Below are 20255 nucleotides of genomic sequence, written 5' to 3'. Positions count from 1 at the left end.
CGCAGCGTGTCCGCCATCGTCTGGAACGCTGTCCGCGATGGGAATGGAATCACTGTCCGCCATCAGTGGAATGCGCAGCCTCGTGGTCACAGCCAGGGGGGGAACACGACATCATCCTTTGGGACGACGATGAGGCGTCCAGCGCCAACACGGCACTGCAAGTCGACCTGTGCGCACCCGGCTTTGTAGCCTTCGCAGGAAATGGCGGTGGAGAAGTTTTTGCCTTCGACATGGCTGGCGCAGTTTTTATGCTGCCAATCATTGGCATGGAACCGGGGGCTGCGACCAAAGTCGCTGGCGACTTTCTTGAGCTTGCACGAGGGTTTAAGCGAGAGATTACGCCTGGCGAGTGACTGCTTCGGAGCAAACTGACCGGCTGCTCAGGGCCCGTTGCTGCCCTTCGTCGAGCGTAGTTGAACGTCGATAGTGCAGCGATAGCAAACGATGGGACGCAGCGATGCTCGCGGGCTCCTTGCCACGCTGCGGTCATTCAGGACCTCGCAAGGTGAGGACCTGAGAGGCAGCTCTCGAGTGTGCTGCAGACATTGCATGCCAGTGTGTGGCGAGGACACGGCGCTTCGATGCGTTTACTCCAGTAAATAGTTGAAGGACGCCCACCCGCGCAGGAGTACCGACGACACACGCTAACGATTGAGGGTGAGCGTCTTACAACCCTTGACTTGAGCTGTCGTTTGAATCACCAGATCCGTTCCGCCTCGGCAGAGGTGCTTCAATGCAACATGGTGACGTCATTGGACCGTGGCCGAGCGCCGCTGGCGCCGCCGCCTTTCTTGCTTGATGAGTACGGCCCAAGCCCAATAGACGATTGCGTAGGCGCCAAGGCCCATCACAGCGGCAGCCATGGGAAAACCGACCAGCAACGCAGGTCCCCAAGACGTCACTTGCTCCCAAAAGGCTTCGGGCCACGTCTGAGGTGAGTTCCAGGTCCATGGGGTCGTCACCTCTGAGGACTTGATATCTACTTGTCGAGGGACGACAAAAGAGCCCAGATAGGCTGACAGTCCCCAGATGGGGGCCATGGTTAAGGGGTTGGTCAACCAAGTTGCCGCCGCCGCCGCTGCCACATTGGCCCGCAGAAAAACGGCCACCAGCATGGCAGCCGGCATCTGCAGGGGCAGCGGAAACACACCAATGCCGACCCCCAGCGCCACACCTAGGGCTACACCGCGCCGGTGCAATACCCAAAGGCGCGGGTGCACCCGCAGGTAGTGACCCAGCCAGGCAAAGCCTTGCATTTGCTCCAGAGTTTGAGCGGTGGGAAACCAGCGGCGAAGGCGCTTTTTGAATTCAGCCATGGAGCCGCGTGCATCAAACCAGGTTGCCGAACCCCGCAAATGGCAGGGACAAGTGAGGAACTGTATCGCGTCGTCTCTCGCGCGACTATGGCAGCGAGCCGCAGCGCGCTCAGGGTATGAATTGCCGGTCTTGCGCCACTTGTTTCCTAAGGGCCTCAAAAGGGCCGGATACTTCTTTCCAGTTCTGCCTTGAGCGTGGGTGCAAGCCGCAGCTGGCGTGCCAGCTCATCCAGATAAGCCCGCTCCATGAAGGAAGTGTCATCGGCCATCAGCAAGCTGGCAAGGTACATCTCGGCGCCAAGCTCATGAGTGCTGGCTGCACTTGCAACCTCTGCAGGATCCAAGGGCTTGCGCAGTTCATCTTCCATCCACTGCCGCAGAGGGGGGTCTGCGTCAATTCGCTCAAGCTCATCATGGATGAGCCCGCGCTCACGTTCATCGAGGTGACCATCCGACTTGGCGGCTGCGATCATGGCCTTGAGGACCGCCTGGCTCTGCACTTCCTCTCCCTTCAAGCCTGCGCCTGGTTCAGGATGTAGTGCCCGCGCCGGTGACGCTGGAGGTGCTTTCTGCGGCTCCTGCTGCGATTGCCAGTAGGTGTAGGCTTTGAACGCTGCAGCCCCTAGAGCAGCGGCGCTGCCAACTTTCAGTGCCGAGCCACCCATGCTGCGGCTCCTCTTGCTGCCAAGCAACATGCCCAGCAGTCCTCCGGCGGATGTACCCGATACCGACTTCCCCCAATCAGCGTTTTCATAGCGATCGGATGAGCGATCGCCTCTGCTGTTTCGGCTCTTGCTGTTGTCCATCCCGGACAAACCGGACTTCAGCAGCTGCTCGAGCATTTTTTGTGCACTCATCTCGCAAACCTCTCATTCATTCAACAGAAATTGCTGGGCGAAGAGAGCTCAGATCAGCAATGCCAACACAAAGATCCCCACCATGATGAAAGACAGTACGACCTTGGCAATCAGACCCACCATGATCCCGACCCAGGTTGCAACGCCCACCCTGACGGCGTGCCGCTGGTCTTTCTGAACCACGTACTCTCCAATGGCGGCACCCACCAAGGGCATGAAGAGCACGCCGACCAAACCCATGAAGAGTCCCGCTACAGTCCCCACTGCTGCACCCAGAAGCGCTTTCTTGCTGGCACCGACCCTTCGGGCGCCCAGCAGCCCAGCCACATAGTCCAGGCTCCAGGCAAGCACTGCCAACACAGTGACGATCACCGCCGTGGTCGTTCCCACGCGGGCGAAGTCGTCAATCCACGCCCCAAGCAAGATCCCGCCCCAGACCAGCAAGGTGCCTGGCAACAAAGGCAGCACGGTGCCCGCCAAGCCCAGCACAATCAAGGCAATACTCAGTAGCCAAAGCACAGTGGTTTCCACATTCAGCTTTCAGAATCAATGGACCAAGGTGATCCGCTCTGTTGCGCCCAAGCTCTCGTTGGTCGGCGTCGCCTTGAACACCCCCAGCCGAGTTGGGAGTCATGGGCACATGGACACGCGTTTTGCAGGGAATGGGATCCAGAGTTTTCCCGTTGGGCGCACACGGCTGGCTGGCTGGGTGATGCTGCTCAACGTTGGACCCTTTCAAAAATTCTCGTTAACGGATGCGCTCTGGCACATCTACTCCCTGGGTACGCAAGTACGTGCGCACCGTGAGGGTGTTGAGCAGGTCGGCCAGAGCGCGGGCGTTTACCTCGCCGGTCTGTCCACCGCAGGTAGCGCAGTCCAGGCCTGCGGCGTGGGGATAGTTTGCGCTGCGGCTACGGGCCGCCGTCTTCAAGGACGTCACCATGGATGCCTTCGCCGTATTTGAAATTGGCCGGGCAGCTTGGTTAGTCCGACCGCATCGGCACCTTCTACGGCCCAGGAAAATGGTTTGCAAGGTCCAGACTCAAGTTGTCCAGCGCATCAGCGTCACAAGCAGCACCAAGACACCCAGGCCGAGGTTGATCGCTACCCATGTGCGAATTTGCACTAGGATCGCTCCTCCGGCGTCCCACTCGGACGCCGCCACGGCCCGGCCGAGCCTCCTAAAGAGCGCAAAGCGGAGGTGCATGAAGATCGCAACCATCGCGACCCCAAGCATCGCCATGATGGTCCAAGCCAACGGCATCTCGAAGCTGCCACCCGACTGAACCACCTGCTTGGCGAAGCGTCCCAACATCCAGACACCGCTGACCAGTGTCAGCAATGACGCCCCCAGAACAGCCTTGAAGAAGCGGCCGAGCACATCGTGCATGAAGCGCAGCCGTACCGGTGGATCCAACTGAGCAACTGCCGGCCGCAGGAAGAAGTGGACAAACACCATGCCACCGACCCACACGATGATGGACAGCACATGAACAGTCTTGAGGGTCGCATAGATCATCGAATACTCCCATTCAATTTCAAACGCAGCCTAGCTGTGGGCTTGTGCTGTGGCCTGCATCTACAACCGCTCGTCCCGGACGACAGCGGCTGCGTCTCGCAAGCGCTGCAAGATCGGCGGTGTCATGTGGACTCGGCGACAGGAGGCTGCCCAGCACCCGATGCTGGTACTGCCGCGGGATGGCGAAGAAGCTGAATATCAGCGCGATGACAAACACGTTGTCCATCGACAGCGACTTCTCAATCATGAAGCCCGTGTAGTAGTCCATGCCGCTTTGCGCGCCCAGGAACCACCAGACCCAGGCACCGAAGAGCAGTGCCACGCTGATGTAGCCGGCCGACAGCAGCAGGCTCTCGCGAACGCCGATTTCCTTGTCGTCCTTGTGCAGGACGCCCAGGTCGAACGCCAACAGCGCGATGACGATACCGACGAAGGTGAGCCAGACCCAGGCGGGCTTGCCCAGGAAGTCGTCCGTGAAAAAGGGAATCAGGAAGTCCATGTCTTAGTTTCAGAGTGGGAGGATCGCAGAAACAAACGCACGCTTTCTCAGCAAACCGCTGAATAAACGCGTCGGGACAGCAGAGCGAGAGAGAAGAACCAGCTAAGCGCGCAGATCATGATCAGGCTTTCTTTGTTGCTCGAATGCTCAGAAGTGTCGGGATCAATGCGTTTCGAACAAACCAGCTTGAAACACACTTAAACTTCGGTTTTTCCGCACTGGAGCGAATATGCTGAACTACCGCCATCTCCACTACTTCTGGGTCGTCACCAAGGAGGGCGGTTTCGCCCGTGCCGCCGAACGTATGGACATGGCGGTGCAAACCATCAGCGCGCAGGTACGCGAACTGGAGAAGGCGTTGGGCCACCAGCTCCTCAAACCTTCGGGGCGTGGCGTAGCCCTCACCGAGGCGGGCCAAGCAGCATTCGCGCGCGCCGAGGAGATCTTTCAGTTGGGCCAGGGTATCCCCGATGAGGTGCGCGAAGCCGGTAGCGGCAAGGTGGCCCGCCTGGCGGTCGGGCTCTCCGATGGCATTTCCAAGCTCGCAGCCCATGCTCTGCTGGAGCCCGTTCTGAGCACACCCAACCTTCGGCTCGTATGCCACGAGGGCGAGTTCGAACAGCTGCTCAGCGAACTGGCGCTGCATCACCTGGACCTCGTGCTGGCCGGTCAGGCTGCTCCGCGCAACCCAAACTTGCGCCTCACCAGCGAGCGACTCGTCGATTCGCCGGTCGAGTGGTACGGCCCCGCCCGTCTGGTCGGCAAGACCGAGCGCGACCGCTTTCCGCAAAGCTTGAACGATCTACCGGTGCTGCTGCCCACGGGACACTCGGCCCTGCGACCGACGCTGGATCACTGGTTCGAGTCGCAGGGTCTGCGGCCCCGCATCGTCGGTGAGTTCGAAGACAGTGCGCTGCTGGCGGTCTTCGCCGCCCGCGGGCTGGGCGTGTTCCCGGTCAGCCGGCTTGGCGCGGACGACGTCGGCCTGATGCGCGGACTTCGCTTGCTGGGCAGCAGCGAAGGCGTGAAGGAGGAGATTCATGCCATTCGCTCTCGTCGCGGACAGCATCACCCCTTGGTGATGCAGGTAGTGGCTGCGGCGCGCCTCTGATCGCCGCCTGATCGAATTCCATCAGGTACTGTCTCGGCGCCAGGCTCCTCAGCATCGACGATGCCTTCAACGGTGCCGGCCGACTCGCTCGCGTGCGCGACGCTCGGTCTGGATCGGGATGGGTACGAGCACTGGCGCAGGCTGTGGCTTCCATTCCCTGATTGACTCCTGCAGCGACTGCAGGTTTTTTCCGACCCACGCAAGTACGAGAAACGCGGAACGTGACGAGAGCTTCATGACAGATAAATTGAGAGTGTTGGAGCAGCGAAATGTGGGTCCGTAACGACTTCGGAAGAAGGAGTTCTTTCGAGACTCGAACTCAGGAAAATACGAACCTGAAAAGACATAAAGTCCAAGCTGTGACCACTACCTCCTTTTGCCCTTCCGGCACCATGCCAGTGCTAGGGGAACCGCTCGAGTTGTCGAGCGGCACCCTGAGTACGGGTGCGTGGCTTCGGGCAGTCCTCTTCACCTTGTTGGTCTGGGCAACGGTGGTGTGCACCGGCATCGGCGGCACTGTGGGCCTCGCGTCTCAGTCCCTTTCCAACAAGCTCACGGCCAATGTGCAGCATTTGCAGCTGCACGGTGGAACTTCGCTCACATCGCGAGCTGTGCGGCGCGATCAAGCTGCGGCAATGTCGGTCCAGCACGTTGCGGGCGACTCGCAAGCATTGGTTTGGGATCTCACAGACGGGGCACAGCCGGCAGGTGAGGTAGGACTTCAGATCGATACGCAGCGGGCGTACGAGCCATCGCTTTCGGCCACCGAACCGAATCTGAAGCAGCGCCGCAGCGCGCACACGAGCCGCGCCCCACCCTTCGTGGCTTAACGCCGTGCGCGCACCTGCTGCGCGCAGCCCTTTCCCTCCTGTAGCCCGCGTGCGCATGCCGAAGTGCTGCGCGCGCCCGTCAAGACTGCTTCATGAAGAATTCACCCTACCTGGTGGCCCTGTACCTGGCCATCGTCGTGGCGGGCCTGCTGTTCGCTTTGCCCAATGTGCTGCCCGCTTCCGTGCTCGAACGCTGGCCCAGCGTTCTGCCCGACAAACCCGTGTCACTCGGCCTGGACCTTCGCGGCGGCTCGCACCTGGTGCTGGAAGTCGACGGTACCGAGCTGCAACGTGAGCGCGTACGCACCCTCGGCGAAGAAGCGCGGCGCACCTTGCGCGAAGCGGATGTTCCTTGGCGCAGTGTGCAGGCGGGCGAGCGCGGCGTGTCGATTGCGCTGCGCGATGCGGGCCAGCAGGCGCGCGCCATCGACGTGCTTTCCGCGCTGGCCACCCCCGTGGGTGCAGCGCGCGCAGACCTGGACGTGGCGGGCCGCCAGATCGATGGCAGCGACGGCGTCGAGCTCACGTTGACGGCCGAAGGGCAGCGCCAATCCATCACCCGCGCCGTGGAGCAGAGCTTGGAGGTCATCCGCAAGCGGGTCGATCAGGTGGGGGTGGCCGACCCCACCATCCAGCGTATTGGCGCGGACCGCATTCTGGTGCAACTGCCCGGCTTGCAAGACCCGTCTCAGGTGCGCGCGTTGCTGGGGTCGACGGCGAAGATGAGTTTTCACCTGCTGGGCAACACGTCCAGCCCTGACGGTATCCGGACGTTGCAGGACAGCCAGGGCAACAGCTATCCCGTCCGAAACAGCGTCGTGCTGAGCGGCGACAGGTTGTCCGATGCCAGTGCAGGCTTCGATCCCCAGACGCGCGAACCCGTCGTCAACTTCCGGTTCGATCGCACCGGTGCGCGCGAGTTCGGCGCCATCACGCAAGCCAATGTGGGCCGGCCTTTTGCCATCGTGCTGGACGGCAAGGTGCTGAGCGCGCCTGTGATCCGCGAACCCATCACCGGCGGGTCGGGCCAGATCTCGGGCAGCTTCACCGTGCAGGAAGCGGGCACGCTGTCGGCGTTGCTGCGCGCGGGCGCGCTTCCGGCCAAGCTGACGGTGATCGAAGAGCGCAGTGTGGGCGCCGACCTGGGCAGCGACGTGATCCAAAAGGGCGTCTATGCCGGTATCGGCGCCTTCGTGCTGGTGTTCCTGTTCATGTTTGTGCTGTATGGCGGCTGGGGCCTGGTGGCCAACATTGCCCTGGCGCTTAACGTGGTGCTCACAGTGGCGGGCATGAGTTTGCTGGGCGCCACCCTCACTTTGCCGGGAATTGCGGGCATCGTGCTCGGGATCGGGCTGTCGGTGGACGCCAACGTGCTCATCAACGAGCGCATTCGCGAAGAAGCGCTGAAAGGCAAGCCGGCCATGACGGCCATCGACGCGGGCTTTCAGCGCGCCTACGCCACCATCATGGACAGCAACGTCACCGCGCTGATCGCCACGCTGCTGCTGTTCATGTTCGGCTCGGGGCCGGTGCGGGGCTTTGCCATCACCATGGCGCTGGGCATCGTGATCTCGATGTTCACAGCCGTGTCGGTGGTCAAGGTGATCATGCTGTCCATTGCACGGCGCCGCCGCTTGAAGACCATGCAGATCCGGCCGCTGTTTGGCTTTCGCCCGGTGCCCGACGGCACGCAGTTCAACTTCATGAAAGCGCGCTTTGCCAGCCTGGGTTTGTCGGCGCTGATGGTGGTCGGCTGTGTGCTGCTGATGTTCAAACCCGGCCTGAACTTCGGTATTGATTTCCGGGGCGGCATCCAGATGGAGGTGGCGGCCACTGCGCCGGCCGACCTGGCGCCCTACCGCGCGCAGCTGGCCGGGCTGGGCCTGGGTGAGGTCTCGCTTCAAGCCATCGGTGGCGAAGACCGCCTGCTGGTGCGGGTGGAGTTGCAGCCCGGCGGCGAGGCACAGCAGACTGCGGCCGTCGAGCGGCTCAAGAGCGCCGTGCTTGCGATCGACCCGCAAGCCACCTTCGACCGCACCGAGGTGGTGGGGCCCAAGGTGAGCGGCGAGCTGGCCGCCGCCGGTGTGCTGGCCGTCATCTTGGCCAGCATCGCCATGCTCATCTACATCTGGGTGCGCTTCGAGTGGCCTTTTGCGGTGGGCGCCATCCTGACGCTGGTGCTGGACGTGATCCTGACCCTGGGGGTCTTCGCCCTGACTGGCCTGGACTTCAGCCTGACGGCCATTGCCGCCTTGCTGACGCTGGTGGGCTACTCGGTGAACGACAAGGTGGTGGTCTACGACCGCATGCGCGAGAACCTGCGCAGCCATCGCAAGCGCTCGCTGCGCGAGGTGATCGACCTGTCCATCAACCAGACGCTGACGCGCAGCCTCTACACATCGGTCACGGCATTCCTGGCCGTGTTGCCGCTGGCCATCTGGGGTGGTTCGGCCGTGGCCAGCTTCGCCGTACCGATGGCCTTCGGCATTGTCATCGCAGCGTGTACATCGATCTTCATCGCGGCGCCCATCCTGCTGTTCCTGGGGGACTGGCGAGCGCGCCGTGGCGTCGTCATGTTTGCAGCCGTTGCCCCCGATCCTTCAGGACAGACCTCAACCCGGACCGGGCCCGCGGATGCAGCGTGAGCCGGTGCGCAGAGCGCAGATCGCGTCAGGGTCTGCGCTGCGCCCTTCGCCTGAGGCTGGCGCCCCACTCATGTCCTGGTCAGCTGCACGTCTGTGACCCCGGCGCTGGTGTCGATGGCGGATTGGTCGAGCTGTGGCATCAGCAGATACAAGGGCTTGTCCAGCACACGAATGTCAATGGGTGCGCGCATTCGTGCCACTTCACCGTCGAACGCCACGACGACCTCGCTGCGGCCGGGAGCGAGGGTGGGCCGCACCACCATGTGCTGGAATTCGAAGCCATCCACGCCGGCGGCTTCACCCAGCCTGCCCATGGCTCCATGCAGCATCAGCCCGATCATCGACAGCGTGCCGATGGGCCGCAGCATCAGCGCGGCCATGCTGCCGTGGCCGGGCGTACCGGGCAGGGTGTCTTGCGGCTGCGCGCCGAACTGCTGCAGTTGCAGGCGGTTGTTGCCTACGAAGAGCGTCAAGGTCTCCACGTCCCGAACCCCGCCCCCCATCTCGATGTGCAGTCGCAGCCTGCGCTGTGCACGCAGCAGCGTTGCGCAGGCTGCGACAAACGCGACCCAGCGGCTGCGACCGAAGCGGGCTTTGTAGGTTTCCCTGTCTTCCAGCAGGTCGGGATAGAGCCCGAGGCTGGCGTTGACCAGGAACACGCGGTCATTGATGCAGGCCACTTGCACCGGCGCTGGCTCCGAACGCAGCAGCAGGCGTGTCGCCGCGGCAGGATCAGCGGGGATGCCATGGGTGCGGGCGAAGTAGTTGAACGTGCCCTGCGGTACCACCCCCATGGCGCAGCCCGCAGCGTGAGCGGCCTGCGCTACCGTGTTGAGGGTGCCGTCGCCGCCGACGGCGACCACGGCCGCGTGGGTCGACAGAGCCCGCTGCGCCGACTCACGCGCCATGGCAGCCAGTTGGACGGGTGTGCAGAAGTGCAAGTCACCGCACCGTCCTTCTGCCCGAAGCACTGACTCGATGACTTCGCGCTTCGTGTGCGCGGCGCTGCTGCCAGCAGCCGCATTGATGACGAATTGAATCGGCGCAGAAGGATCGAGCTTGGGGGAATCAGCCATGACTGGACAAGACAACTCGCGGTGAATGCATTCAATCGTGGGGCAGCAGGTCACTCAAGACGGCGTGCCCGCTGTCCTTGTGATCGGCGCATCTTGTAGCGCATCCACAGGGCAGCCAGACCGTCTCGGTCGGCCGGCACGTCAGCAGACGCCGACTCTCTCTTGGCCAACCCCTTGGTCCGGCTCTACATCTTTTCCCGTGTCAGTCTCTCTGCAAAAGAGATTCCTATCGCAGAAAGTACGAACGTGAAGTGAATGACAGCCACCATCGTCACTATCTGAATGTTCTCCAGATTCAGGTCGCCACTCAAATAGGTTTTCAACGCGTGAACGCCCGAAATGGAGATGATGGCGAATGCGAGTTTGAGCTTGAGGTTGTAGGTATTGACGTGGTCCAGCCAGTCCGGCTTTTTCATGTCCTTCTTGTCAAAGTGTCCGGTCGTCACAAACAGCGACACGCCCGCCAGCGCAACGACCCAAACGAGCTGCGCCACCATCGTCATGTCCACCAGTTCAAGTACCTTGATGATCAGGTCAATCTTTTCCAGGTCACCAAACAGCAAGGTGGTCATCAGCTTGTAGGTTTCCAGCAGGAACTTGCCCAAAATGCCGAAGATGATTGCGACCAGACCAACATAAAAGAACAGCATGGTGAACCGCATGCCGTACAGCAGTGACCCGACCCCTGAAAGAAGCTTTTCCATTTTTTACCTCGAAACGATTCAACCAATTACATCAAGTAGCGTTGCGCGCCAAGCGCTTCGCCGAACAGCGCCCTGGCCAGACTCAGGGCGATTGTCGACAGCCTGTGGGTCGGACGCAGACTGACTGCGGAAATACGAACGTCTGAGGGTGGCTCAGCTGAGCTGCTCTCGGCGGCCATGGGCCGGGCGCGACAGACGGCGTTGAGCGATTTCAATCGTGGCGCAACAGGTCACCGAAGACGGTGTGCTCGCCTTCCTTTCGGTCGGCACCGGGGGCGTCGTACAGGACGAGCCAGCTCGCCGTGCCACCCGACAGTGCAGGCGGCAGGTCGCAGATAGCTTCAGCGCGGTTGGTGCCGCGCCCGTGCGGCAGTGACACCGACTCGGTCAATGCTTCCTCGAAACGCACGGGCTCGCGGTTGGAGGCCAGAATGGTCCGGGCAGCGGGCCACCTGAAGACGCGGATATCGCCGTTGAGCACCATCGTCGGGCCGGCCAGTATGTAGAGGTCATTGCCGGAGAAGTGCAGGTCCCGCACACCGAGGCCGTCCAACTGCAGAAAGTGCTTGCGGATCAAGATGCCGCTGTCGTCCAGAGGCGCCAGGCGCAGCTGGTCACCACGGGGCTCTACCGCGATCTCGATCAGCGCCGACCAACCCCGCAGCACCGGGCCGCGAAGGCCCAGCAGCAGCCGGCGGCCGTCCACTGCCAGGCCTTCGATGTCGAAGCCGTTGTCCTTGCCGGGGATGGTCATGTATGGCCCGAAGTGGACATCATCGGCGAGCGCACGGGTGAGCAGGTTCGTTTGCGCATCGCCCTTCAAGCGCAGCGCCCGTCGGCCGTCCTGGGCCTGCCGGACCAGGCAGGGCTCGCCCTTGGCGTCGGGCTCGATGGGCAGGCAGGCCAGCAAACGCCGATTGCCGTCCAGTGCCACCTTCGCCAGCCGTTTGGCGTTGTCGGCATGGTCCCGGTCCGGTCTGGCGTTCTTGCGCTTCAGGCCATGCGAGCCCACAACCCACAGGAAGCCGTCTGCGACGGCCATGCCTTCCAGGTCGGCCTCTTCGTCGGGTGCGCCCGGCAGGTCCAGCAGATCTGCGAGAGGGAAGTCGCGCACTTCGCCAAAGCGCAACGCCTCGCGCCCCACGGGATCGAGCCGGCGCAGGCGGTCCAGTCCGCAGGCTTCGTCGCCCGCCACCCAGAGCCAGTCGCCGGTGAAGGCCGCGCCGGACAGATTGGATTGAACCAGCGAGTCAGGAGCGAACTCCAGACGGACGGCATTGGCGGTTCGAGTTTTGGGCATCGCGTTTCTCAAAGCATGGGTTGGCAGGAAATTTCACGCTCCGCAATGCGCGCCGGCCGCAACCAGTGAACGTAGGAGTTTGCGGCAGAAGTCTGATCGTGCGTTCAGGTTTATCCGATGTTCGTGTCCTCCAAATGCTGCTTTTCCGGAATCGTCAGTGGCCACAGACTTTGGTCCCTTACCAATCAAAGGAGATCCGTGATGCAAGTGCTCTTCAAGTCCCGTCACCCCCAGGCCGCCGACCTTCGCGATCTGACGGAGCAGCGAGTTCGCTTCGTGCTGCGTCGCCTGGTTTGGCTGGTGCCGCGCGCCGAGGTGCAGTTGTCAGACGTGAACGGACCTCGCGGCGGGATCGACAAGCGCTGCCAGGTAGAACTTCGGACCGATGGTGCAGGCTCGGTGGTCGTTGCCTCCGTGGCCGGCGACTGGCGCACCGCGCTGGACAACGCGCTGGCACGCGCTGCACGGTTCCTCATGCGCCTGTGGCGCCGAGGCGATGACTCCCGCCGACTGCGCCAACGCTTCATCAGCCACGAACCCTGATCTCGAACGACCCGAGGACCCGACACCATGAACTCCATGACGCCCATCCCCACCACCGCTCGCCCGCAAGCCGCACCTTCGGCCCCGAGCGGCGCAGGCAGCACGACACCCACGGATGGCGCCGCAACGCGCCGTGTGCTGCGCAACACCTATGCCTTGCTGTCGATGACGCTGCTCTTCAGTGCAGCCATCGCCGCTGCCAGCGTGGTGTTCCAGCTGCCGGCGCCGGGTATCTTGCTGACCCTGGGCGGCTATTTCGGCCTGCTCTTCGCCGTCTACAAGTTCAAGAACAGCGGCTGGGCGCTGCCGGCGGTGTTCGCACTGACAGGCTTCATGGGCTACTCGCTGGGGCCGGTGCTGGCCAAATCGCTGGCAATGCCCGGCGGTGCGCAAGTCGTGACCATGGCTCTTGCGGCCACGGGCGCCACTTTCCTGGCGTTGTCTGCCTGGGTGCTGACGACGCGACGCGACTTCAGCTTCATGGGCGGCTTTCTGTTTGCCGGCATGGTCATCGCGCTGATCGCGGGTCTGGGCGCGGTGTTCTTGCAGATGCCGGCGCTGGGCCTGGCCGTGGCTGCGATGGTCGCGCTGCTCTCTGCTGGACTGATCCTGTTCGAGACCAGCCGCATCGTGAGCGGCGGCGAAACCAACTACGTGCTGGCCACCGTCGGGCTGTACGTCTCGATCTTCAACCTGTTCACGAGCCTGCTCAGCCTGTTCGGCTTCGGCAGCTCGGATGAATGAACCCACACAAGGAACCCCTCATGAAATGCCCCACCTGCACCGACACCGCACTCGTGATGAGCGATCGCCAGGGCGTCGAGATCGACTATTGCCCGCAATGCCGCGGGGTCTGGCTGGACCGCGGCGAACTCGACAAGCTGATTGAGCGTTCGGCAACGATGACGCCAGCCCCTGCCGCCCGCACGGCAGTGCAATCACAACCTCAATTCGCAGACTCCGACTACGAGCATGACCGAGGCCAGCAGGGGAACCGCAAGAAGTCCTGGCTGAACAACATTTTCGACTGACGCGCGACCCACAGCAGCCAAGGGAGACCCATGATGCGTAGTTATCCCGTGAACAGCCCGCAGGCCGCAGCCCGGTTGATCGCACTAGCTGTTCTGGCCGATGGACATTTAAGTACCAGCGAGCTCGGCTTGCTAGAGCGGATGAACGCGGCAAATCGTCTGGGTTTGACTCGCGAACAGTTCAATGAAGTGGTTCGACTTCTGTCTGAAGACCTCATGACCTCGTCCTACGCCGTCTGGGGATCAACGTGCCAGATTGACAAAGAGGCACTTCGATCGGTCATGGCTGAAGTCACCGATCCAATACTTCAGCAAACAACGCTTGAACTCTGTGTTGCGGTGATTCGAGCCGATTTTCACAGTGCAGATTCCGAAGAGAACCTGGTCAACACGCTTGCCGAACACTGGCGTCTGGTCAACCCCGGCTCTCATTTCAGTTGATTCATTCATCAAGGAGAGCAGTATGCATATCGATATTCGTACCCCGAACACCAAGCTGTCCCGCGCTCACAGTCTGGAGATGGCTCAGCGCTTGAGAACAATCTTTGCAAAACTGGCACACAGAATCGTGCGGATCGCGGTGCGCGTGAGTGAGACACCACGATCGGGCTCGACCTTGAGGGAATGCATGGTGGAAGTGCATCTGCCCAATGGACAAGTTGCAACTGTCAGTGAACGTCAGCGCAAGCTGGGAGCGTTACTGAGACGTGCCACAGAGCGGTCGTGGAAATCTGTCAATGCGCTGGTCGGATCACCTCGCGAGGCATTTAAACCGGTTCGTGTGCAATCTCACAGCAAGGGACTAACAGAGTGACATCTTTTCAGTTCGCATTGATGACTGTGGCCGCGGGATGCCTGCTAGGGGAGTTGCCTGGACATCGAACAGGCGATGACGCGGGTGACGTGGGACTCATGTCCAGTATCGGTCGCGCTCTTCAACCCGGGCATTGACAGCAAACTGCGCGGTTGCGCTCTCGTGAACCTCAAGGTTCGAGATGTGTGTCACGGCGACCGGGTCGCGACCCGCGCCACCGTCATGCAACTTAAGACACAGCGCCCGGTTCAGTTTGAAATCACACCAACCCCTCAGGAGGCTATGCACGCTTGGATCAAGCAAGCTGGGCTGAGGCCAGAAGGTTTCCTGTTCCCAAGCCGGATACACGACTCGCGCCACCTCGGGACCAGGCAGCACGCGCGAATCCTCGGACATTGGGTCGATCACCTCGGCCTGGACCGTGCGGACTACAGCACCCATTCGATGCGCAGAACCAAGGCGAAGTTGATCTACAAGCGCACAAAGAACCTTCGCGCGGTTCAGCTGCTTCTCGGGCACTCCAAGCTGAAATCAACCGTGAGGTAACTTGATCAGGTACGGTGCACGACGCAGTGGTCCATCGTTGCAAGCGGTACTTGAACGTCCCAGTCCACCGAGCGCGGTGGAACGACAGGTATGGAAGGCCCTGCGGCCGTTCGAGCGCTGCTTGCTGCAATGACCGGAGGGCAACGTCGTGACGATTCGGTGCCTTGCCGACGAACGTCCGAGACCAGTCTTGACTTGACGATGGGCACGGAGACGTGAACGGCCGCTGATGGCCGATTGGTGAAGTCTAGCCGGCCGCGCACCTGCCCGGCAAACCAACATGGCAACTGGGCGCCGCAGCGTCGACGCCTACTGGCAGCACATTGTGCGTGTCCACGAGTGCCGAACTGGGTGCCCATCTCCCGCCGTTCCCGCTGTCCAAGAGAAACCGAAATGAGTGTCCAGCAGCGACCGAAATACGCACCCGTTAGCAATCACCGCGTTTTCCTGACCCACCGTGTAGCTGAAGACAACGTTGGCACCGGCGGCGCGGGCAGCGGCCAACGACTCCTTGAGGACCTTCACACCAAGAGGACACCGCGCCACATGCGTGGCCTTGAGGTTCTTGCTGGCCAAAGCCGCCTCCACGTCCTTGAGGCCAGCTTCACCGTAGCCAGTGGTGTCCGCGAAGATAGGCACTGGCCTTGAAATCAGCGATCAAGCTGCGGCCCACAGACGTTGAAGCTCGGCAAGGTCAAGTGGGACCTGGGATGCTGGTGGCGCGCCACGGTGGATGTGCGCATCCCGGCGTTCTTCGAAAATCGCGAAGTTGCGCCCGGTGCAGTCCTGGAGAGTCGAGATGTAGCTGATACCGATGAGGGGGAGGATCGCGTTTCCGTCTCCCTTCGCGATCAGTTCGTCGTAGACCCACAAGGCGAGCGTGCGCCAGTTGGCTATGCGAGGGACGGGTGAGCCAATCATCACACCCGATACGGCAGCGATCGCAGGCGACTCCAAATCGACAAAAACCACCGCCTGGTTGGTCGTGTGCTACCAGATCATATTTAAGTTGTTGATTTATATAGGCTCTGTGACCGCCCAATGTACCAAAACTACTCTGTTTAGACATGTATTTCAGAGCCCAGTCCCGCAAAAGTCCCGCAGAGAAATTGCGTGCGAAGTAGCATCGATCAGTTTCTGCGAACGGGGCGCAGACGTTTTCTGTAGCGTGAGCAGTCGCCCGGTGAGAGTTGTGAAGCGACAAAAATGCGCTCGCTCCTTCTGAGCTGTCGGGGAGATAAGTTTCAATAACTATATCTTATCGAAAGTAATTTACATCACGGAAGAGGGCGATGCAAACCAAAAGTACGAGAGTGTCCCAAGGCATCCAAGTCAATGGGGTTGGGCCGCTGCCGACGACGTGCTCGCCCGGAGCGAGCGGCCCACGGTCGAGCGCGTGTGCACGCACCTCGGCCGGGGCTCAGGCCAAGTACCACCAGATCGCTGATTTGGTGCGCCAGGTGTCCGACTGCAAAAGGGCTCGCGGGTCGGGACGGTGAAATGGGTTCCTTGTGCGTACTGCATGCTGAGGCAACGCAGGCGCTGCAGGTAGACGCCCAGCAATTCGCTCCATGCTTCAGCCAGGCGCTTTGCGGCATTGATGTCCTTCACTTGCGTGCTTTTGTCTCCGCCGCACAGCAGGACGATGATCGTGCTTCCTCTCTTCTGGAAGTAGATGCGGTATCCATGGCCATGGTGAACACGCAATTCGCTGATTCCCTGCCCTACGAGTTCCACATCGCCCGCAAGACCAAAGGCCCAAAGGCGAGACGGACCAAGTATTGACTACGCGTCAACCATACGCTGTACAGCGTATGGAATGTTCCTGCTGGATAGTTTATTTCCGTTTCGATCGAGAAAATGGATCTTGTTATTTCAGTCTCTGCGCGTGTTGATCTATTAGGCTGAATCGGCCCACGCTGAATGCCAACGGAAACAAGCACTTAAGCGGGTCGCTCAGGGTATTCCCGCGATGCGGGATCGTTGGCGCACGACTTGCGATGAACATGCGCCCCCACCTGAAAAGTGCGCCGCGTTCTCTCTGCATTCCTTGCACGGGACGTGGCGATCATCAAAAAGCAACTGGAGACATTACTCTATGGAAACCTTCTACGAAGTCATGCGCCGCAAGGGCATCTCGCGCCGCAGCCTTCTGAAGTACTGCTCGCTCACCGCCACCTCGCTCGGGCTGGCGCCCTCGTTCGTGCCGCAGATCGCGCACGCCATGGAAAACAAGCCGCGCACCCCGGTGATCTGGCTGCACGGGCTGGAATGCACCTGCTGCACCGAAGCGTTCATCCGTTCGGCGCACCCGCTGGCAAAAGACGTGGTGCTGTCCATGATCTCGCTGGACTACGACGACACCCTGATGGCCGCCGCCGGCCACCAGGCCGAGGCCCTTCTCGAAGAACTCATCACCAAGTACAAGGGTCAGTACATCCTGGCGGTGGAAGGCAACCCGCCGCTGAATGAAGATGGAATGTTCTGCATCCAGTCGGGCAAGCCCTTCGTCGAGAAGCTGCAGAAGGTGGCCAAGGACGCCAAGGCCATCATCGCCTGGGGTTCGTGCGCCTCCTGGGGTTGCGTGCAGGCCGCCAAGCCTAACCCGACGCAGGCCACACCGATACACAAGGTCATCACGGACAAGCCCATCATCAAGGTGCCGGGTTGCCCGCCCATCCCCGAGGTGATGACGGGCGTGATCACCTACATGCTGACGTTTGACCGCATCCCCGAACTGGACCGCCAGGGTCGGCCGAAGATGTTCTACAGCCAGCGCATCCACGACAAGTGCTACCGCCGTCCTCACTTCGACGCCGGCCAGTTCGTCGAGGCCTGGGACGACGAGTCCGCGCGCCGTGGCTACTGCCTTTACAAGGTTGGCTGCAAGGGGCCAACGACCTACAACGCCTGCTCCACAGTGCAGTGGAACGAGGGCACCAGCTTCCCGATCAAGGCCGGTCACGGCTGCATCGGTTGCTCGGAAGACGGCTTCTGGGACAAGGGCTCGTTCTACGACCGCCTGACCGACATCCACGCCTTCGGCATCGAGGCCAACGCAGACCAGATCGGTGGCACCGCCGCCGGTGTGGTGGGGGCGGCGGTGGCGGCGCACGCCGCCATCTCGGTGGCCAAGCGTGCCCGCGACAACGCGCGCAAGCCCGACGCCTCCACACCCACCAACCACTGACACGACCGAGGAACAAGAACATGGGTGCTTACGAAACTCAAGGCTTTCGCATGGACAACACCGGCCGGCGCATCGTCGTCGACCCTGTCACGCGCATCGAGGGCCATATGCGCTGCGAGGTCAACCTCGACAGCAACAATGTGATCCGCAACGCGGTCTCCACCGGCACCATGTGGCGCGGTCTGGAGGTGATTCTGAAGGGTCGCGACCCGCGCGACGCCTGGGCCTTCGTGGAGCGCATATGCGGCGTCTGCACCGGCTGCCACGCGCTGGCCTCGGTGCGCGCGGTGGAGGATGCGCTGGGCATTCAGATTCCGCTCAACGCTTATCTCATCCGCGAGATCATGGCCAAGACGCTGCAGGTGCACGACCACGCGGTGCACTTTTACCACCTGCACGCGCTGGACTGGGTGGACGTGCTGTCGGCCCTGAACGCCGATCCGAAGAAAACCAGCGAGCTGCAGCAGATGGTGTCGCCCTCGCACCCGCTTTCCTCGCCCGGCTACTTCCGAGACGTGCAGAACCGCCTGAAGAAGTTTGTTGCCAGCGGTCAGCTCGGCCCCTTCGCCAACGGCTACTGGGGTTCCAAGGCCTATGCGCTGCCAGCCGAAGCCAACCTGATGGCGGTCACGCACTACCTCGAAGCGCTGGATCTGCAAAAAGAGTGGGTGAAGATCCACACCATTTTTGGGGGAAAGAATCCGCACCCGAACTACCTCGTGGGCGGGGTTCCCTGCGCGATCAACATCGACGGCGACGGCGCGGCCGGCGCACCCATCAACATGGAGCGTCTGAACTTCGTCGAGGCACGCATCAACGAGATCATCGAGTTCAACAAGAACGTCTATGTACCTGACGTGCTGGCCATTGGCACCATTTACAAACAGGCTGGCTGGCTCTACGGCGGCGGCCTCTCGGCCACCAATGTCGCCGATTACGGCACCTATGAGAAAGTGCCCAACGACCGCAGCACACAACAGTTGCCCGGCGGCGTGATCCTCAATGGCAACTGGGACAAGATCCATGAGATCGATCCGCGCGACCCCGAGCAGGTGCAGGAATTCGTGAACCACAGCTGGTACAAATACGCCGACGAAAGCAAGGGTCTGCACCCCTGGGATGGCGTGACAGAGGCCAACTACAAGCCCGAAGGTCCCAACTTCAAGGGCACGCGCACCAACATTGAGCAGCTCGACGAGTCCGCAAAATACTCCTGGATCAAGAGTCCGCGCTGGCGTGGCCACGCGGTCGAGGTCGGTCCGCTGTCGCGCTACATCCTGGGCTACGCCCATGCGGTGCAGGGCAACAAATACTGCCAGCGCGTCAAGCAACAGGTGGACGAGTCTGCCGTCGCGATCAACAGGGCCCTGCCCAAAGCACTGGGCCTGCCGGAAACCAACTACACGCTCAAGCAACTGCTGCCCACCACCATCGGTCGTACCCTGGCCCGCGCGCTGGAGAGCCAGTACAGCGGCGAGATGATGTTGGACGACTTCAAGCAACTGATTGGCAACATCAAGGCTGGCGACACCAGTACCGCCAACATCGAGAAGTGGGATCCGGCCACCTGGCCCAAAGAAGCCAAAGGCGTGGGCACAGTGGCCGCGCCGCGCGGCATGCTGGGCCACTGGATCAAGATCAAGGACGGCAAAATCGAGAACTACCAGTGCGTGGTGCCCACCACCTGGAACGGCTCGCCACGCGACACCAAGGGTCAGATCGGCGCTTTCGAAGCTTCGCTGATGAACACGCCCATGGTCAACCCGGAGCAGCCGTTGGAAATTCTGCGCACGCTGCACAGCTTCGACCCCTGCCTGGCCTGCTCCACGCACGTGATGAGCGAAGACGGTCAGGAAATGGCCCGCGTCACGGTGAGGTGAGATGACCCCCTGCGCCGCTTCGCGTCTTCCCCTCAGGGAGACTACGCCCCGGGACCGGCAAAGCCGGATTCTCTGCGTGCGCTGGATCGGGGCACGCGGGCACGGCGCCCATCCCGGAAATGAAATGAACCCACACGAGGAGATAAACATGCAAGTGAAAAAAAACCTGCGCCAACTGGGCACAACCGCACTGCTGCTGGGCCTGACGGGCGCCGCGCAGGCCCACGATGGTCACGGCCCCCACGAGCTGTGGGACATGCTCACCCACGCCGTCGGCGTCGAGCAACTGCTCGCGCTGTTCGGAATCGGGCTGGGTGTGATGGCTGTGCGCCAGTGGCGCGCACGCCGGGGCCAGGCCGTGTCGAAGTGACCGTCGTTCCCCACTCGGAGCACA

General features: G+C 61.7%; 21 protein-coding genes and 3 pseudogenes. 12 read left to right on the top strand and 12 right to left on the bottom strand.

What is annotated here, in order from left to right; all coding sequences use genetic code 11:
- Positions 1-353, top strand: a 353-nt coding sequence (locus ACTIF6_RS21020) for a hypothetical protein (RefSeq protein ID WP_439589782.1), incomplete at its 5' end; no start/stop codon positions are given.
- Positions 354-749: 396 nt separating this feature from the next.
- On the opposite strand, the gene ACTIF6_RS21015 is transcribed toward ACTIF6_RS21020, so the two are convergent.
- From ACTIF6_RS21015 to ACTIF6_RS20990, 6 genes and pseudogenes are all read right to left on the bottom strand, one after another.
- Entirely contained in the window at positions 750-1316 is a 567-nt protein-coding gene (locus tag ACTIF6_RS21015; RefSeq protein ID WP_439589781.1) for a DUF2062 domain-containing protein, read from the bottom strand.
- Between the two features lie 155 nt (positions 1317-1471).
- Positions 1472-2173, bottom strand: a complete 702-nt coding sequence (locus tag ACTIF6_RS21010) for a tellurite resistance TerB family protein (protein WP_439589780.1) — start codon at positions 2171-2173, stop codon at positions 1472-1474.
- 48 nt (positions 2174-2221) lie between these two features.
- Positions 2222-2704 (bottom strand): DUF456 domain-containing protein, encoded by a 483-nt coding sequence (locus tag ACTIF6_RS21005; protein WP_439589779.1) that lies wholly within the window; start codon positions 2702-2704, stop codon positions 2222-2224.
- Between the two features lie 217 nt (positions 2705-2921).
- Complete coding sequence (locus ACTIF6_RS21000) at positions 2922-3116, bottom strand: putative inorganic carbon transporter subunit DabA (protein ID WP_204735866.1); 195 nt, start codon at positions 3114-3116, stop codon at positions 2922-2924.
- 99 nt (positions 3117-3215) lie between these two features.
- Positions 3216-3692 (bottom strand): CopD family protein, encoded by a 477-nt coding sequence (locus ACTIF6_RS20995; RefSeq protein ID WP_439589778.1) that lies wholly within the window; start codon positions 3690-3692, stop codon positions 3216-3218.
- A 151-nt stretch (positions 3693-3843) separates the two neighbouring features.
- Positions 3844-4191: pseudogene (locus ACTIF6_RS20990) on the bottom strand (TerC family protein); the annotation flags it as partial.
- A gap of 229 nt (positions 4192-4420) precedes the next feature.
- Between ACTIF6_RS20990 and ACTIF6_RS20985 the strand changes: the two are divergent.
- Entirely contained in the window at positions 4421-5302 is an 882-nt protein-coding gene (locus tag ACTIF6_RS20985; RefSeq protein WP_439589777.1) for a LysR family transcriptional regulator, read from the top strand.
- Positions 5303-6224: 922 nt separating this feature from the next.
- Positions 6225-8777, top strand: a complete 2553-nt coding sequence (gene secD, locus ACTIF6_RS20980; protein ID WP_439589776.1) for a protein translocase subunit SecD — start codon at positions 6225-6227, stop codon at positions 8775-8777.
- A gap of 68 nt (positions 8778-8845) precedes the next feature.
- Here the strand turns inward: secD and ACTIF6_RS20975 are convergent, their stop codons facing one another.
- From ACTIF6_RS20975 to ACTIF6_RS20965, 3 genes are all read right to left on the bottom strand, one after another.
- Complete coding sequence (locus ACTIF6_RS20975) at positions 8846-9853, bottom strand: diacylglycerol/lipid kinase family protein (protein WP_204735870.1); 1008 nt, start codon at positions 9851-9853, stop codon at positions 8846-8848.
- A gap of 185 nt (positions 9854-10038) precedes the next feature.
- The gene (locus tag ACTIF6_RS20970) at positions 10039-10557 is read right to left on the bottom strand and encodes a YqhA family protein (protein ID WP_204735871.1); all 519 of its coding nucleotides are present in this window, start codon (positions 10555-10557) and stop codon (positions 10039-10041) included.
- Positions 10558-10768: 211 nt separating this feature from the next.
- Positions 10769-11857, bottom strand: a complete 1089-nt coding sequence (locus ACTIF6_RS20965; protein ID WP_439589775.1) for a DUF3616 domain-containing protein — start codon at positions 11855-11857, stop codon at positions 10769-10771.
- A gap of 201 nt (positions 11858-12058) precedes the next feature.
- On the opposite strand from ACTIF6_RS20965, the gene ACTIF6_RS20960 reads away from it, so the two are divergent.
- The 6 genes and pseudogenes from ACTIF6_RS20960 to ACTIF6_RS20935 all read left to right on the top strand — a co-directional run.
- Complete coding sequence (locus tag ACTIF6_RS20960; protein WP_204735873.1) at positions 12059-12400, top strand: HPF/RaiA family ribosome-associated protein; 342 nt, start codon at positions 12059-12061, stop codon at positions 12398-12400.
- Between the two features lie 27 nt (positions 12401-12427).
- Complete coding sequence (locus tag ACTIF6_RS20955; protein WP_204735874.1) at positions 12428-13144, top strand: Bax inhibitor-1/YccA family protein; 717 nt, start codon at positions 12428-12430, stop codon at positions 13142-13144.
- A gap of 20 nt (positions 13145-13164) precedes the next feature.
- Positions 13165-13431, top strand: coding sequence for a zf-TFIIB domain-containing protein (locus ACTIF6_RS20950; protein ID WP_322316276.1), 267 nt, complete (start codon positions 13165-13167; stop codon positions 13429-13431).
- A gap of 48 nt (positions 13432-13479) precedes the next feature.
- On the top strand, positions 13480-13872 hold the full coding sequence (locus ACTIF6_RS20945; RefSeq protein ID WP_439589774.1) for a TerB family tellurite resistance protein: 393 nt from the start codon (positions 13480-13482) through the stop codon (positions 13870-13872).
- Between the two features lie 22 nt (positions 13873-13894).
- The gene (locus ACTIF6_RS20940) at positions 13895-14245 is read left to right on the top strand and encodes a hypothetical protein (protein WP_439589773.1); all 351 of its coding nucleotides are present in this window, start codon (positions 13895-13897) and stop codon (positions 14243-14245) included.
- A gap of 111 nt (positions 14246-14356) precedes the next feature.
- Positions 14357-14791 (top strand): annotated as a pseudogene (locus ACTIF6_RS20935) (tyrosine-type recombinase/integrase); the annotation flags it as partial.
- Between the two features lie 423 nt (positions 14792-15214).
- On the opposite strand, the pseudogene ACTIF6_RS20930 reads toward ACTIF6_RS20935, so the two are convergent.
- From ACTIF6_RS20930 to ACTIF6_RS20920, 3 genes and pseudogenes are all read right to left on the bottom strand, one after another.
- Positions 15215-15430: pseudogene (locus ACTIF6_RS20930) on the bottom strand (ABC transporter substrate-binding protein); the annotation flags it as partial.
- An 18-nt stretch (positions 15431-15448) separates the two neighbouring features.
- Entirely contained in the window at positions 15449-15763 is a 315-nt protein-coding gene (locus ACTIF6_RS20925; RefSeq protein ID WP_439589772.1) for a hypothetical protein, read from the bottom strand.
- A 360-nt stretch (positions 15764-16123) separates the two neighbouring features.
- Positions 16124-16528 carry a type II toxin-antitoxin system RelE/ParE family toxin gene (locus tag ACTIF6_RS20920; protein WP_291210742.1) on the bottom strand — a complete coding sequence of 135 codons (405 nt, stop codon included), beginning with the start codon at positions 16526-16528 and terminating at the stop codon, positions 16124-16126.
- A gap of 361 nt (positions 16529-16889) precedes the next feature.
- Between ACTIF6_RS20920 and ACTIF6_RS20915 the strand changes: the two genes are divergently transcribed.
- The 3 genes from ACTIF6_RS20915 (at position 16890) to ACTIF6_RS20905 (ending at position 20231) form a co-directional block, all read left to right on the top strand.
- Positions 16890-17981, top strand: a complete 1092-nt coding sequence (locus tag ACTIF6_RS20915) for a hydrogenase small subunit (protein ID WP_182120541.1) — start codon at positions 16890-16892, stop codon at positions 17979-17981.
- A gap of 20 nt (positions 17982-18001) precedes the next feature.
- Positions 18002-19861: a nickel-dependent hydrogenase large subunit gene (locus tag ACTIF6_RS20910; protein ID WP_182120540.1), complete on the top strand. Its 1860-nt coding sequence runs from the start codon at positions 18002-18004 to the stop codon at positions 19859-19861.
- A 148-nt stretch (positions 19862-20009) separates the two neighbouring features.
- Complete coding sequence (locus ACTIF6_RS20905; RefSeq protein ID WP_182120539.1) at positions 20010-20231, top strand: hypothetical protein; 222 nt, start codon at positions 20010-20012, stop codon at positions 20229-20231.
- Positions 20232-20255: the final 24 nt, after the last annotated feature.

The organism is Hydrogenophaga sp. (genome assembly GCF_051860785.1).
Classification (GTDB): Bacteria; Pseudomonadota; Gammaproteobacteria; order Burkholderiales; family Burkholderiaceae_C; genus Hydrogenophaga.
The sequence above is the reverse complement of the archived record's forward strand: the minus strand, read 5'-3'. Positions and strand labels throughout refer to the sequence as shown.

Excerpts from the sequence above, each read along its gene's own strand:
- ACTIF6_RS21015 (WP_439589781.1), bottom strand. The coding sequence starts at position 1,316 with ATGGCTGAATTCAAAAAGCGCCTTCGCCGCTGGTTTCCCACCGCTCAA.
- ACTIF6_RS21010 (WP_439589780.1), bottom strand. The coding sequence starts at position 2,173 with ATGAGTGCACAAAAAATGCTCGAGCAGCTGCTGAAGTCCGGTTTGTCC.
- ACTIF6_RS21000 (WP_204735866.1), bottom strand. The coding sequence starts at position 3,116 with ATGGTGACGTCCTTGAAGACGGCGGCCCGTAGCCGCAGCGCAAACTAT.
- ACTIF6_RS20995 (WP_439589778.1), bottom strand. The coding sequence starts at position 3,692 with ATGATCTATGCGACCCTCAAGACTGTTCATGTGCTGTCCATCATCGTG.
- ACTIF6_RS20985 (WP_439589777.1), top strand. The coding sequence starts at position 4,421 with ATGCTGAACTACCGCCATCTCCACTACTTCTGGGTCGTCACCAAGGAG.
- secD (WP_439589776.1), top strand. The coding sequence starts at position 6,225 with ATGAAGAATTCACCCTACCTGGTGGCCCTGTACCTGGCCATCGTCGTG.
- ACTIF6_RS20975 (WP_204735870.1), bottom strand. The coding sequence starts at position 9,853 with ATGGCTGATTCCCCCAAGCTCGATCCTTCTGCGCCGATTCAATTCGTC.
- ACTIF6_RS20970 (WP_204735871.1), bottom strand. The coding sequence starts at position 10,557 with ATGGAAAAGCTTCTTTCAGGGGTCGGGTCACTGCTGTACGGCATGCGG.
- ACTIF6_RS20965 (WP_439589775.1), bottom strand. The coding sequence starts at position 11,857 with ATGCCCAAAACTCGAACCGCCAATGCCGTCCGTCTGGAGTTCGCTCCT.
- ACTIF6_RS20960 (WP_204735873.1), top strand. The coding sequence starts at position 12,059 with ATGCAAGTGCTCTTCAAGTCCCGTCACCCCCAGGCCGCCGACCTTCGC.
- ACTIF6_RS20955 (WP_204735874.1), top strand. The coding sequence starts at position 12,428 with ATGAACTCCATGACGCCCATCCCCACCACCGCTCGCCCGCAAGCCGCA.
- ACTIF6_RS20950 (WP_322316276.1), top strand. The coding sequence starts at position 13,165 with ATGAAATGCCCCACCTGCACCGACACCGCACTCGTGATGAGCGATCGC.
- ACTIF6_RS20940 (WP_439589773.1), top strand. The coding sequence starts at position 13,895 with ATGCATATCGATATTCGTACCCCGAACACCAAGCTGTCCCGCGCTCAC.
- ACTIF6_RS20915 (WP_182120541.1), top strand. The coding sequence starts at position 16,890 with ATGGAAACCTTCTACGAAGTCATGCGCCGCAAGGGCATCTCGCGCCGC.
- ACTIF6_RS20910 (WP_182120540.1), top strand. The coding sequence starts at position 18,002 with ATGGGTGCTTACGAAACTCAAGGCTTTCGCATGGACAACACCGGCCGG.
- ACTIF6_RS20905 (WP_182120539.1), top strand. The coding sequence starts at position 20,010 with ATGCAAGTGAAAAAAAACCTGCGCCAACTGGGCACAACCGCACTGCTG.